Raw genomic sequence first — 12,971 nt, 5'->3', positions numbered from 1 at the left:
GAAAATTGAAATATAGTGCTTTGATTCACACTTTTCTATCTTTCAGAAAGGTTGTTGTTAACTTGTTGTTAAATCTTACTGTATGGTTGGTTAAATAAAAAATCAGTCCATAAACTAAAAAGGATTTTATATGCAAGGTATCGTTGATTTTCTCAATGGCATAATTTGGAGCCCAGTATTGATTTATCTCTGCTTGGGCTCAGGTTTGTTTTATTCTATACAAACTCGCTTTGTGCAAGTTCGTCACTTTAAAGAAATGTGTCGTTTGCTGGTATCAAACAAAGAATCAAGTAAGGGGATCAGCTCATTCCAAGCGTTGGCAGTATCACTGTCTGGTCGTGTCGGTACGGGTAACATTGCAGGGGTTGCGGCAGCCATTGGTTTTGGTGGTCCGGGAGCCGTCTTTTGGATGTGGGTCGTGGCTTTCTTAGGGGCAGCAACCGCTTATGCTGAATCAACCTTAGCGCAAATCTATAAAGAAGAAGACGAAGGCCAGTTCCGTGGTGGTCCGGCTTATTATATTGAAAAGGCGATGGGTCAAAAATGGTACGCGTGGATCTTTGCCATTGCGACTATCTTTGCTTGTGGTGTGTTACTTCCAGGTGTGCAATCAAACAGTATAGGTAATGCAGTAGAAACCGCGTTTGGTACTGGCGGCATGATTGATACTGGCTTAGGCGTATTTAGTTTTGCGAAGATCTTAACGGGTTCAGTGATTTCTATCATCCTTGGCTTTATCATCTTTGGTGGTGTTAAACGAATTGCTCACTTTACTCAAATTGTGGTGCCGTTTATGGCATTGGCATACATCATTCTTGCATTCGTTATTATCCTACTTAATATCTCAGAAGTACCTACTATCTTTAGTATGATCATCGGCGATGCATTCACACCTATGGCAGGCTTTGGTGCTGCAATTGGTTGGGGTGTAAAGCGTGGTGTTTACTCAAACGAAGCAGGTCAAGGTACGGGTCCTCATGCCGCGGCAGCAGCAAGTGTTGATCACCCAGCACAACAAGGTTTAGTTCAATCGTTCTCTATCTACATTGATACGTTACTGGTTTGTTCTGCTACCGCGTTTATGATCCTTATCACAGGTGCTTATAACGTTCATGGCAGTGGTGAAGAGGTGTTCTTAGTACAGAACCTTGCAGCAACCGTTGGCGCTAATGGCCCAATGTTTACGCAAATGGCGATTGAAAGCACACTGCCGGGCATTGGTAAAATCTTCATTGCTTTTGCACTGTTCTTCTTTGCTTTTACTACCATTCTTGCTTACTACTACATTGCAGAGACAAATATTGCTTATATCCGTCGAACTCTAAAAATCGATGGCATGATGTTTATTCTTAAAGTAGTTCTAATGTCAGCGGTGTTCTACGGCACCATTAAAACCGCCAACCTTGCGTGGGCAATGGGTGATGTTGGTGTTGGTTTAATGGCGTGGTTAAACATTGTCGGTATTTTGATCATCTTCTTTATGTCTAAGCCAGCACTAAAAGCGCTAAAAGATTATGAAGATCAGCAAAAACGCGGTGTCACCAACTACACGTTTGATCCAGTAAAATTGGGCATTAAAGGAGCAACGTATTGGGAAGGCAAGCTAGAGAGAAACAAAAATAAATCAAAAGAGAAGTAATCATCTAGTTTGATAACCAATAAAATAACGCCATCCTTTGTGATGGCGTTTTTTATAGATATAGAGGGTGCAAATTATATAGATCTGAATTACGTGCTATGTTGATATACAAGTATGAGCATAAAAGGAGAATAATATGTATCAAGAAGTCATAAGTTTCTGGTTTAACGAGCTTGAACCGCCGCAGTGGTGGCAAAAAGACGAAGCGTTAGATGCAATCATTAAGGTCCGTTTTAGCTCATTGCATCAACAAGCAAAAGCAGGTGAACTCTCTGAATGGCGTACAACGGCATTGGGAAGTCTTGCTGAAATTATCCTGATTGATCAGTTCTCTCGTAATATTTATCGTGATACGCCTGACTCATTTGCGAATGATCCTCTTGGCTTGGCGCTTGCCCAATTTGCGATATCAAAAGGCTTTGATGCTGAGTTATCTCAAACTGAGCGTGGTTTTATGTATCTGCCATTTATGCACAGTGAATCTCAGGCGATTCATATTGAGGCGGTAAAGTTATATGAAAAGCTCGGTAATCCATACAACTTAGAGTTTGAGCATAAACATAAAGAGATCATTGACCGTTTTGGCCGCTACCCACATCGAAATGCCATTTTGGGGCGAGCATCAACCGATGAAGAAATTGAGTTTTTACAACAACCAAACTCGAGCTTTTAAACCAGTACTATAAACGTTAGTTTGTGCAATCTATGTACTAAATTAATTACAGAACTATCAATAAATTAAGCGCTAAGTAGACATAAACTGCTTGGCGTTTTTTTTGTTGGATTTATAAAGAAAGTATAACGAAATAAGACAGCGTTCTGGTATGCTATGTGGCATAGAAATACGAACCACTTTCTGGTTATTGGTTATATCCGCTTTGTTTGTTGGGTATAGGGGAAGAGGGGGATGTATTTAAATGTTAAGCGGTAGGAGTTTAATTTGAAAGCAACGTGGAAAAAAAATAAAAACTTAAAACCAAAAGTTATTTTTGAGAAAATTGATAATCTTAAAACAGTTGTCGATGGAAAGGTTACATTTACTGGGTTTGAACATAGGGGGGCAAAAGTTGCTTTAGAAACAATGATTGACTTTCCATCTATTTGTAATGATTTAGATAAAGAACTTATTTTAACAAAAGCATTCTGGGAAGCGGCAAAAAGTACACCTATTGAACAAAATAATTTTATTGATTTAATTAATAAGAATATTAAGGAAGCATTGGAAAAAAGAGATGAAACATATTTTCTTCTTACGTCCTTATCTGTAGAAGAAATAGGAATTCGTTCATTAGAATTAAATAACTGTGTTATTCGGTTTTATAAATCTTCATTCCCACGAAAGTTTAAAGGTAGAAAAGAATTAATAGAATCAAAGAAGAAATGTAAAGAATCTGAATCTATAGGTTACACAAAAGTTGTTGTTGAATTAAAAGCCAAGTCAGAATACATGGCAGCAAAAAAAGCCCTAAGAGCTTTAGATCTATTGCGAAGTATGTTTAATTTATTTTCGAATAGTAAATCGGAATTTTTAGGTAATGAATGGCAACCTATTAATAAAATTAGGTCTGGAGAATTTCATACTATTCATAATGAAATTGGTGAGATTTTTCCTGATGTTTTCTGGTTTGATCCTAGCTATTCGTCAGCTATGCCTTATTATTGTGATCAAATATCGATTACAGTAAAAAACGTTAAATTTATAATTAATCATTTAAATAAATTAAATAAGCAATATAAGTCAATAATAATTGATGGCCTTCTTCGGTATGTACGTGCATTTGATGAAAAAGACCAAAATGTAGCAGTAATGAGAGCTTGGAGTGCCCTTGAAAGCATAGCTGCACCAAATGAAAGTAATTGTGATTCAGTAACTAGAAGGTGTGCATTTTTGTTTCATGAGCATGAATATCACAAGCAAATATTAGAACACTTGAGAGAGTATCGAAATAGAAACGTACATTCAGGTGAGGAGAGTAATAAAGCAAAAGATCATGGTTTTCAAATTCAGTTCTATTTTAAAGAGTTAGTATTATTTCATATGAGGAATGTCGGTTATTTTAATGATATTTTTGAAGCTAACAAGTTTTTGGATTTATCTACAGATGAAGTAACTTTGACTTATAATAAAAAAATAGTAGAAAGAGCATTGAAATTTCGTGGATATACCGCTTAACAAAGCAATCAACACGATTTACTACATTCGGCGTTGTAGGTTTGCCTTTAGTTTTAGTGATTAAGGCGTTAAAATTCAGCAAAGTCTATGTCGTAGTAAACGTGTTATGCCAGCGTTAAACTCTTCTTTATAAATTCACATCTTGTGAACTTGGTTTGTAGGTGCTATATTCACATATAGTGAACTTAGAGGCGTTTATGCACGTAATATCAAGAAAACCATTTAGTGATGCAGCAAAAAAATATCCAAATGATGCTGTGGCAATTGATGCGCTATATAAATCATTAAAAAATAATAACTTTTCAAATCCACTGGATATGAAAAATGTTTACCCAAGCTTAGATAACTTTAAGTATAAAGATAAATGGTATGTTCTGGACATCGGTGGGAATAATTTACGATTAATGACTTTTATCGAATTTCGAGATAATAGAATGTTTGTTAAGCATATTGTTCCTCATGCAGAATATGACAAGTTATGCGCCAAATATGCAAAGGAGTCGAAATGAAAAATTTTAATCAAGTTAAATCAACAGCATTACAATTATTTTCAATGGCTAGTTTTGTTGGTCATATTTCAACAGAAGAAGAATATGCTGAAGCCTTGGAGTTAATGGAAGAGCTTATTGAAGAATACGATATTTACAAGCCATTAATTGAGGTTTTGGAAGTATCTATCGAACGTTGGGAAGAGAGTGCCGATGAATTTGCAGAGTTTAATGCTCGTATTGAGAATTTAGATGATGGAGTGACAACACTGCGTGTATTAATGGATCAGTATCAACTTAAAGCTGATGACCTAAAAGATGTCATTGGTGGTAAAAGTTTGGTTTCAATGATCCTTAATGGTTCTCGTAAGCTGACGAAAGAGCATATTCAAGCTATTTCATCTAAATATAATATCAGTCCTGCATTGTTTTTTGGCTGCGTTTAACAATCGCATCAATACAATTTACTACACTCGCGTTCTAAGTTTCTTTGAGTATACAGCTTTAAGATGGGCTCCAGTTTTTTATCTCTGGTAAGATTTGTTATCTTTATTTTTTAGTATAAATTGACGGCTAATAATTTATAACTATATGAAATTAAAAATGAATAAAGAATCCACAGTTGCTGGACAAGCTGTTTACTCGAAGAAAGTACTCTCAATATATGATTTCTGGGTTTTAGGAGTTTCAAATAACTACTTTTGGAAATGCCCAACCAGATTTATTAGCGAGCAGTTTTCAATGTTAGTTTCATCTAACCACTTAGATGTAGGTGTTGGCTCTGGTTATTACCTCAAGAATTATCTGCCTCAATCAACAAAACGTATTGCTTTACTGGACTTGAATCAAAACAGTCTTGATACAACGTCAAAAGCCATTAATTATTTCCAACCGGAAGTCTACTGCGGGGATGTGCTTGAGCCTCTTGAATTGAATATCGATAAATTTGATTCAATTAGTGTTAATTATTTACTTCATTGCTTGCCTGGAAACTTAATGGATAAAGGCATTATGTTTAAGCATCTAAAGGATCATCTTAACGATGGCGGTGTATTGTTCGGTAGTACCATTTTAGGTAAGGGAACAAAACTAAACTTTTTCGCTAAAAAATTGATGGGTGTTTACAATAAGAAAGGGATCTTTAGCAATAACAACGATGATCTAGACTCATTGCTGTCATCGTTAAACGAACACTTTACTGATGTAAAAGTGGAAGTTGTAGGATGTGTTGCGCTATTTTCAGGCAAAAAAATATAACAAATACACCAAGATAATAACTACACTCGGCAGCTCAGGTTGTCGGGTGTTTCTCATTTTTATATGCCAAATTCAAGTATATTTGGATAATAAATATGTATTTACATTGTGATGTTAAAATAGAGGTTCATAGGTAAATGAAACGTTTTATCGTTCTTTTGGTTGCTGTATTCGGCATTATTTCATTTAATGCACAAGCTAATGATTATCAACTTAAGAAAGCATTTGAAAATCATCAAAGTGATCTTCAAATTAAGGGGCAAGGGAAAGTTGTTCATATTTTACCAGATGATAATAAAGGGTCTAGGCATCAAAGATTTCTACTAAAACTTAATAATCAGCAAACATTACTGGTTGCTCATAATATTGATTTAGCACCTAGAATACCGAACTTGAATGTTGGTGATACCGTTCAGTTTTATGGTGAATATGAGTGGAATAAGAAAGGTGGGGTAATTCATTGGACTCATAAAGACCCACGTAATAGGCATGCTCATGGGTGGTTAAAACACAATGGGCGTGTGTACGAATAAATTACACAGAACAAAAACACCAAGATAATAACTACACTCGGTAATTCTGGTTGTCGGGTGTTTTTTATTTTATGGCGTCAATATAAGCATAATTTAGACCGTCGCAATCGTATTGTTTAGACGTAAACTGTTGCCGAAACAATTTAACTCATGTAAAACAACTTCAGATAATATGGGAGTGTAATTTAAGAGGATAAAACATGAGATATTTAATATTGTGCCTGTCTTTTGTGATTTTTGGGTGCAGCAATCAAGCAGATCTAAAACCTGATTTACAGCAATCAGTCTCTGAAGCTACCCAAGAAAATGAGCCAGTATTCTCTACCGGATACGCAGATCTAAACGGTGATGGTTTAGAGGATGCCGTGGTTTTTCTTAAAGGAATGCAATGGTGTGGCTCTGGTGGTTGCACGCTTATGATTTTTGAAAATCTGGGTGATAGCTATCAATTGATATCCAAATCATCCGTAACGAGCACTCCAATTAGTGTGGCTAAAACCGAAACTAATGGATGGAAAGACTTAATCGTGTGGTCGCGTGGTTCAGGGTTGGTTTTAATGAAGTTTAACGGTGAACAATATCCTCGTAATCCATCTTTAGAACCTGCAGCTAGTGAGCCACAAATGTTAGAGGCACGTCTGATTTTAGAGTGATAATTAACAAAGTTATAATTAGGCTTTACAATCCTCGGTAATTCCTTTAGCTTAAGGACAATTATTTTTTCTAGAGTGTGTAAGTTATGTCTACAGGCATCAAAAAACATCAAGCAGCTTTACTGACTGCTTCTAAGCATCATGCTTATGCACTTGTCTCTGTCGTCGTTGTCATTAACTGATACTGACGATTGTGTTATTCGTCAGTTAGGCTGGCGGATAACTAAGACCCTTTCTTTATCATCTTCTAGCCAAATTGACACCCTGTTTCATTTTATAAAAGGTATGTCGTTTGAACAGAAGAGATCTCGCCGCTATCGGCTTTATGACATTTGCACTCTTTCTTGGTGCAGGTAACTTAATCTATCCACCCTTGATGGCACAGCAAGCGGGTGAGCATTGGCTTATCGCGATTGGTGGCTTTCTATTAACTGCTGTTGGTCTTCCTGCTATTACTTTGGTCGTGTTAGGGCGTTTATCTTCTGCGGATAAGCTGACATCAGCCTTACCAAAGTGGATGGACCGTTCATTCTGGTTCTTGGTATTAACCACATTAGGTCCTGCGTTTGTATTGCCTCGTGCTGTTACCGTTGCTTATGAAATGGGCATTAAGCCTTTCTATTCAGGTAATGGGTTAATGGTGTTCTCTGCTTTATTCTGTGCTCTGACGTTATGGTTAGCATTAAAACCGGGTAAATTAGTGGATTACATTGGTAAAATCATGACACCCGCGTTAATTGGCATGTTAACTATATTGGTGGTCGCTGCATTATTAAATCCATTAGGCTCTCCAAGCCAAGCTATTGAGATTTATGAGCAAGCGCCTGCGGTAAATGGGTTGATTCAAGGTTATATGACATTGGATGCCATCGCAGCGGTAGCCTTCGGTTGGGTGATTATACAAACTATTCGTAGCAAAGGTGTTGAGAGTAAAAAAGCCATTTCTTACTACACGTTACGCATTGCCGTTATTTACTCTGTATTAATGTCATTATGTTACTTAGCAATGGGCTATTTAGGCTCAACCTCGTCTGAGATTGCACCAAGTGCCAGTAATGGTGGCGAGATCTTAACGCGTTATGCCGCAGGGGAGTTTGGGGTATTAGGTCAACTTCTATTGGCAGCCATTACCTTAATGGCGTGTTTAACGACTACGATCGGCTTAACCAATGCGAACTCTGAGTACTATAAAAATACTTATGGCATCACGTTTAAAGTAAGTGCTACCGTTATTATGGTATTAACAGCGATCATTTCAAACGTAGGATTAGAGACGATCATAGAGGTGAGCTTGCCTGCCATTCTGATCTTATGTCCGATTGCGATTGCGCTTATCATTGCGATGATCTTGATGCCAGAGAAAACAAGCACAGACAAACCTGCGATTTCAATGAGCCACACTACGGTAGTATGTATCGCTGCTCTGTTTGGTACGATTGATGCGCTGCATATTTTGGATAAATTACCAGAGGGCATGAACGCGTTTTGTGAGCAATGGTTACCCTTGTATGCTTCTCATACTTCTTGGTTGCTTCCTGTATTTATTACTATTTTTGTTAATAAAGCCTTCAGTAAAGCAATGCCAAAGCGTGTGGCGATAAATAATTAGTCCTTAGTAATAGACTAGATCAATTTTGTTAAATTGTGATTATGGTTATGGGATGCAAATTGCCAGCTTAGGAGATAAGCTGGCTTTTTATCTATTGTGAAATTACTTTTTTATGAATGTGAAAAACGTCTGGATGTGGAATTAATTTTATGTGATTTAAGTAGTGCCTCCCCATTATACATTGCTTCTTTAGTGCTGATATCTAGAGTACGTTTTCCTGCAAATCTAAGCGGTTCTTTTATTGCTACATCATGAGCAAAAATAATCAATTTAGCGTTCTTAATATCTAATGGGGTAATGCGGTTATTAATGCCATCGGCCCCTTGAGTTTCTACCTTTATTTTAATGCCTAATCGTTGTGCGGCTTTTTCTAAACTCTTGGCAGCAAGGAAGGTATGAGCCACTCCTGATGGGCAGGCTGTCACTGCTAATACATCAGCTTCGCCTTCATTTTTGACGGCAGTTAAGATAAGTTCACGGATCTCTTTATCCTCATCTTCAACGGCATTTTTCTTCAATGAAATAACAATGAGTGCCGTGGTTAATGCACCCAGTAGCGTACCAACCACATAACCAAATTTCCCATCAACAACGGGTAATACAATCCAGCCGCCCCATGGCGCATGATTTAATACGTTGAACAAAAATCCAGTAACGTTGCCCACAATACCGCCGGCAACAATGGCTGGGATAACACGAGCAGGATCGGCCGCTGCAAATGGAATTGCGCCCTCAGTGATCCCAATCATTCCCATAATACCTGCCGCTTTACCTGCTTCACGCTCTTCTCGTTTGAATTTTTTAGGGGATAAGAAGGTCGCTAACGCCATGCCTAATGGTGGGGTACAAATCGCAATGCCGACACCGCCCATTAACCAAGGTTGCGTATTCACTTGAGTTTGAGCAAATAAGGTAGCAACTTTATTGATTGGCCCTCCCATATCAAAGGCCGCCATTGCGCCAAGAATAGCGCCTAAAACCACTTTTCCTGAACCTGCCATACTTGCAAGCCATTCATTTAGCAGCGTCATTGTATTAGCGATTGGTGCGCCAATAACCCACATGACAGCCGCACAAGTGATGAAGGTGCCGATAAGCGGATAGATAAAAATAGATCCAAGCGAGGTCATGCTTTCTGGCAGCTTAATTTGCTTTAATGTACGAACGACAAACCCTGCAAAAAAACCAATGATGATCGCCCCTAAAAATCCAGTATTGTATTGCTGAACAGCGATCCAAGATCCAATCATTCCTGGAGCCAATCCCGGTTTATCAGCAATGGAATAAGCGATATAGCCACCAAGCACCACGGTAAATAAGGTTAATCCGGCAATGCCCATTTGCGCAATATCAGCCAAGACCCCTTCTGTGGGTACGGCGCCATGGCCTGAGATCATGACAGATAAAGAGAGTAAAACCCCACCGGCAACAATAAAGGGGATCATGTGTGAGGTACCAAAGAGTAAGTGTTCTTTAGCACGACCTAAGCCGCGAGAGAGTTCACTTTTTTCAGCTTGTGGTTCAGCTATGGTCGTTGAAGTCAGTGCTTCTTCTGGTTGAATTGAATCAGTAAACAAGGCTAAAGCTTCTTCTTTACTTTGCGCGGCTTTTAACTTGTCGGTAAAACCATCTTCAATTAATCGAATGGATATTTGTGATAATACTTCGATGTGTTGATTGTCGTCACCATCTGTCGATGCAAGCATAAAAAAGACATCAGATGGAAAACCATCCTCAGCACCATAATCAATACCTGTGCGGCTAATACCAATAGCGACGGAGGGCGTAATGACAGCGGTACTTTTGGCGTGAGGGATAGCAATACCGTCTTCAAAACCCGTATTCCCAATCGCTTCTCTCGCCCACACATCGTTTAGAAACTGTTGTTTATTCGACAGTTTTCCAGCATCGTTTAATATATTAACCATCTCTTCAAGAATGCTTTCTTTAGACGTTGATTTTAGGTCTAAACAGATAACATTAATGTCAATAAGAGAGGTGATATTCATAACGATTCCATTTTTTATCGATAATTTGTTGGCCATGTTAGTGGATCTTTGGATTTTAATAACTGGATAAAAAAGGCATTTACTGGATTATTGTACCCTCTGCAGTAAAGTGTGAGTTTGCTCCTTATTAATTGATGCTAAAGCACTTTATGATAAATGAGAGAGAAATAGCCAATGTATTGTTATTTAAATTAGTATCTTGTGAATACATTGAGTTATTTGAATTTTTACCAGTTAAGAGTAAATCATGAAAATTGTGGCAGTAACAGCGTGTCCAACCGGAATTGCACACACTTACATGGCAGCTGATGTGCTTAAAAAGGCGGCTGCGAAATTGGGAGTGTCAATCAAAGTGGAAACTCAAGGCGCAATGGGTGTCGAAGAAGTACTCACACCTGTGGATATTGTGAATGCAGATCTTGTTATCATTGCATCAGATATCGAAATTGAAAATAAGAGTCGTTTTTTAGGCATTAATACTAAGCAATACAGTATTGAATCTATATTGACAGATGTAGACACTATTTTGAGAAAACACCTTTCATAATGATGTCGACAATTATCGACTATCGCATTACCTTCTTTGTGAAAGAGCAAGGCTTGCCACCTCAAGTGGCGAGCCAACTCACTCGGCTTGCTAAAAAGTTTCAGAGCCTTGTATATATCGATAATATTACTCAAAACCTCAGTAGCGATGCCGAGAGTCCATTGGGTTTGCTAAAAATAGGGTTAAGACCGGGAGATTTTTGCCAATTAGTGACGGTAGGAATTGATGCTGAGTGGGCTAACTTTGTTCTGACTGACTTGCTTGCTTCCACCTTTGATTTTGTTGCTTCTGATAAACTGTGTGATTTCTCAGAAACTATTATTAATACCCGCCCGCAATTAACCCCTAATTGTGAAGTTGATTTCCATTATGTAAAGGCACAAGCCACCTTATCTAAATTTGAGATTTTAAAAGGCCTGTCGCAGCTCATTTACCCACAAGAGTCTGATGAATTGTTGCTGTCTTTGATAAAGCGAGAAGAGCGCTCATCAACGGCAATGGCAAAACAAATCGCCTTACCTCATGTTATTTCTCCTTATGTTGAGAAACCGACAATTGCGATCATTCGCAGTGATTACTCGGTGGATTGGGCATCAAAAATGGGAGAGGTAAACTTAATTATTGCCTTAGTTCTGCCTGAAAAACCAAGCAAGCCTATGATTATGGCCGCGACCTATTTAACTCGTAATATGTTATCTGAAGAGTTTAGCCAACGCTTGGTAAATACGAGACAACCAAAAGGGTTACAGGCGTTGATTCTATACGCCATGTGCCAGCTGTTATAAGTAAAAAAGCTGACTTAACAACAGTGCTAAGTCAGCTTATTTCTATCTTTAGATCTAACCGTTAGTTATACGCTCTTGCCACTTTCCCGCTAGATTTTAATGTGTATTGGTGCGCGTAAGCTGGAACAAAAATAGAATGCCCTTTAGGTACGTTAACCGTTTCCCCTGTTGAGTGATTCAGTGTCATGTCACCATCAATCGCAAACAAGATCTCTGCGCTGTGTGTTTCTAATTGTAGGTCATCAGCGGGTGCAAATACTGAGAATTTAAAATCGCTCACAGGGATAGGGTAATTCATCCCTCCATTAATAATGTTAGGTTGCATAATCAAGGAGTCTGCTGGAATGCTTACAAACTCTGTGCAATCCATAAGCTCATCAATATCCATGAATTTTGGGGTTAACCCTGCGCGCAGCACATTGTCTGAGTTCGCCATTATCTCTAGCCCAGTTCCATTAATGTAAGCATGAGGCGTACACGCATTTAAGTACATGGCTTCACCCGGCTGCAGAGTAATGACATTAAGAATTAATGGAGTAAATAAGCCAATGTCATTTGGGTACTGAATTGATAAATCATCAATTAAAGCAAATAGTTCACTCTGTTTATTATTGCTGGCGAAGTGACCTAACTCTGCTAATGCTGACTCTTTTGCCTCATCAGTTAATGAAAGAATCGCTTTAAAGAAGCACTTTAGCCCTTGTGAGTTTGGTTGTTGTTCAAAACGTGTGATGATTTCTTCAAGAGAAGGCAGAGCCATCTGGTTAAATAGGCTGATGATCTCGTTATATTCTCTAAAACCATTCATCGCTTTGTAAGGTGTTAACGCGTATACCAATTCTGGTTTGTGGTTGCTGTCTTTATAATTACGATTAAAGGCATTAAGCGCAACGCCTGATAGTTCTTCCTTATCGTAGCCAGCAATAGCCTGTTGTTTATTAGGGTGAACTTGAATTGATAATGCTTTTTCTGCCGCTAATACTTTGAATAAATATGGTAACTCACCAAAGTGGTCTGCCGTTAACGAAGATAAATAGGCGGTTTGATCTTGATTGATCAGCTCAGACAATAAGGTTGGTTGCCCATTAATGGTAACGGTAGAGCAGCCATTTGGGTGAGCGCCCATCCATAATTCAGCTTGTGGCTTATTGCTGGTGTTTTTTATATCAAATAGAGCTTCGATAGAGGTGAAACTTCCCCATGCATAATCTTGAATTACATTGGTCATTGGGTAAAAGAATTGTTGAGTTGATTTATTCATAATGCACTCGATGTCAT

General features: G+C 38.3%; 13 protein-coding genes. 11 read left to right on the top strand and 2 right to left on the bottom strand.

Translation table 11 applies throughout. The features are described from left to right. Nucleotides 1-130 precede the first annotated feature (130 nt). The 9 genes from PVK70_RS04720 to brnQ all read left to right on the top strand — a co-directional run bounded on the left by PVK70_RS04720 (nucleotide 131) and on the right by brnQ (nucleotide 8,352). Nucleotides 131-1,639 carry an alanine/glycine:cation symporter family protein gene (locus tag PVK70_RS04720; RefSeq protein ID WP_130048306.1) on the top strand — a complete coding sequence of 503 codons (1,509 nt, stop codon included), beginning with the start codon at nucleotides 131-133 and terminating at the stop codon, nucleotides 1,637-1,639. A gap of 136 nt (nucleotides 1,640-1,775) precedes the next feature. After that, on the top strand, nucleotides 1,776-2,312 hold the full coding sequence (locus tag PVK70_RS04715; protein ID WP_130048307.1) for a DUF924 family protein: 537 nt from the start codon (nucleotides 1,776-1,778) through the stop codon (nucleotides 2,310-2,312). A 267-nt stretch (nucleotides 2,313-2,579) separates the two neighbouring features. Beyond that, the gene (locus tag PVK70_RS04710) at nucleotides 2,580-3,812 is read left to right on the top strand and encodes a hypothetical protein (protein ID WP_130048308.1); all 1,233 of its coding nucleotides are present in this window, start codon (nucleotides 2,580-2,582) and stop codon (nucleotides 3,810-3,812) included. 197 nt (nucleotides 3,813-4,009) lie between these two features. Beyond that, on the top strand, nucleotides 4,010-4,321 hold the full coding sequence (locus tag PVK70_RS04705) for a type II toxin-antitoxin system HigB family toxin (RefSeq protein WP_130048309.1): 312 nt from the start codon (nucleotides 4,010-4,012) through the stop codon (nucleotides 4,319-4,321). Continuing rightward, on the top strand, nucleotides 4,318-4,746 hold the full coding sequence (locus tag PVK70_RS04700) for a helix-turn-helix domain-containing protein (protein ID WP_130048310.1): 429 nt from the start codon (nucleotides 4,318-4,320) through the stop codon (nucleotides 4,744-4,746). The genes PVK70_RS04705 and PVK70_RS04700 overlap by 4 nt, the downstream gene beginning before the upstream one ends. 157 nt (nucleotides 4,747-4,903) lie before the next feature. Continuing rightward, entirely contained in the window at nucleotides 4,904-5,557 is a 654-nt protein-coding gene (locus PVK70_RS04695) for a class I SAM-dependent methyltransferase (protein WP_130048311.1), read from the top strand. Between the two features lie 137 nt (nucleotides 5,558-5,694). Then, nucleotides 5,695-6,090 carry a DUF3465 domain-containing protein gene (locus PVK70_RS04690; RefSeq protein ID WP_130048312.1) on the top strand — a complete coding sequence of 132 codons (396 nt, stop codon included), beginning with the start codon at nucleotides 5,695-5,697 and terminating at the stop codon, nucleotides 6,088-6,090. A gap of 200 nt (nucleotides 6,091-6,290) precedes the next feature. Further along, on the top strand, nucleotides 6,291-6,743 hold the full coding sequence (locus PVK70_RS04685) for a hypothetical protein (RefSeq protein ID WP_130048313.1): 453 nt from the start codon (nucleotides 6,291-6,293) through the stop codon (nucleotides 6,741-6,743). Between the two features lie 292 nt (nucleotides 6,744-7,035). Beyond that, nucleotides 7,036-8,352 carry a branched-chain amino acid transport system II carrier protein gene (gene brnQ / locus PVK70_RS04680; protein WP_130048314.1) on the top strand — a complete coding sequence of 439 codons (1,317 nt, stop codon included), beginning with the start codon at nucleotides 7,036-7,038 and terminating at the stop codon, nucleotides 8,350-8,352. 110 nt (nucleotides 8,353-8,462) lie between these two features. On the opposite strand, the gene PVK70_RS04675 is transcribed toward brnQ, so the two are convergent. Continuing rightward, complete coding sequence (locus PVK70_RS04675; protein WP_130048315.1) at nucleotides 8,463-10,361, bottom strand: fructose-specific PTS transporter subunit EIIC; 1,899 nt, start codon at nucleotides 10,359-10,361, stop codon at nucleotides 8,463-8,465. A gap of 247 nt (nucleotides 10,362-10,608) precedes the next feature. Between PVK70_RS04675 and PVK70_RS04670 the strand changes: the two genes are divergently transcribed. Both PVK70_RS04670 and PVK70_RS04665 read left to right on the top strand, forming a co-directional pair. Continuing rightward, nucleotides 10,609-10,908 (top strand): PTS fructose transporter subunit IIB, encoded by a 300-nt coding sequence (locus PVK70_RS04670; protein WP_122031986.1) that lies wholly within the window; start codon nucleotides 10,609-10,611, stop codon nucleotides 10,906-10,908. Next, a complete protein-coding gene (locus tag PVK70_RS04665) occupies nucleotides 10,908-11,693 on the top strand; it encodes a PTS sugar transporter subunit IIA (protein WP_130048316.1) in 786 nt (261 codons plus the stop codon). Before PVK70_RS04670 ends, PVK70_RS04665 begins: the two co-directional genes overlap by 1 nt. Before the next feature lie 61 nt (nucleotides 11,694-11,754). Here the strand turns inward: PVK70_RS04665 and manA are convergent, their stop codons facing one another. Beyond that, entirely contained in the window at nucleotides 11,755-12,954 is a 1,200-nt protein-coding gene (manA, locus tag PVK70_RS04660; protein WP_130048317.1) for a mannose-6-phosphate isomerase, class I, read from the bottom strand. Between the last annotated feature and the right edge of the window lie 17 nt (nucleotides 12,955-12,971).

Source organism: Aliivibrio sp. A6 (assembly GCF_028765505.1).
In the GTDB taxonomy this organism is placed as follows: domain Bacteria; phylum Pseudomonadota; class Gammaproteobacteria; order Enterobacterales; family Vibrionaceae; genus Aliivibrio; species Aliivibrio finisterrensis_A.
The sequence above is the reverse complement of the archived record's forward strand: the minus strand, read 5'-3'. Positions and strand labels throughout refer to the sequence as shown.

What these genes read in the sequence shown, in the direction of transcription:
- PVK70_RS04690 (WP_130048312.1), top strand. Translation starts at nt 5,695, where the DNA reads ATGAAACGTTTTATCGTTCTTTTGGTTGCTGTATTCGGCATTATTTCA.
- PVK70_RS04705 (WP_130048309.1), top strand. Translation starts at nt 4,010, where the DNA reads ATGCACGTAATATCAAGAAAACCATTTAGTGATGCAGCAAAAAAATAT.
- PVK70_RS04675 (WP_130048315.1), bottom strand. Translation starts at nt 10,361, where the DNA reads ATGAATATCACCTCTCTTATTGACATTAATGTTATCTGTTTAGACCTA.
- PVK70_RS04720 (WP_130048306.1), top strand. Translation starts at nt 131, where the DNA reads ATGCAAGGTATCGTTGATTTTCTCAATGGCATAATTTGGAGCCCAGTA.
- PVK70_RS04670 (WP_122031986.1), top strand. Translation starts at nt 10,609, where the DNA reads ATGAAAATTGTGGCAGTAACAGCGTGTCCAACCGGAATTGCACACACT.
- PVK70_RS04715 (WP_130048307.1), top strand. Translation starts at nt 1,776, where the DNA reads ATGTATCAAGAAGTCATAAGTTTCTGGTTTAACGAGCTTGAACCGCCG.
- PVK70_RS04695 (WP_130048311.1), top strand. Translation starts at nt 4,904, where the DNA reads ATGAATAAAGAATCCACAGTTGCTGGACAAGCTGTTTACTCGAAGAAA.
- PVK70_RS04700 (WP_130048310.1), top strand. Translation starts at nt 4,318, where the DNA reads ATGAAAAATTTTAATCAAGTTAAATCAACAGCATTACAATTATTTTCA.
- PVK70_RS04685 (WP_130048313.1), top strand. Translation starts at nt 6,291, where the DNA reads ATGAGATATTTAATATTGTGCCTGTCTTTTGTGATTTTTGGGTGCAGC.
- PVK70_RS04665 (WP_130048316.1), top strand. Translation starts at nt 10,908, where the DNA reads ATGATGTCGACAATTATCGACTATCGCATTACCTTCTTTGTGAAAGAG.
- manA (WP_130048317.1), bottom strand. Translation starts at nt 12,954, where the DNA reads ATGAATAAATCAACTCAACAATTCTTTTACCCAATGACCAATGTAATT.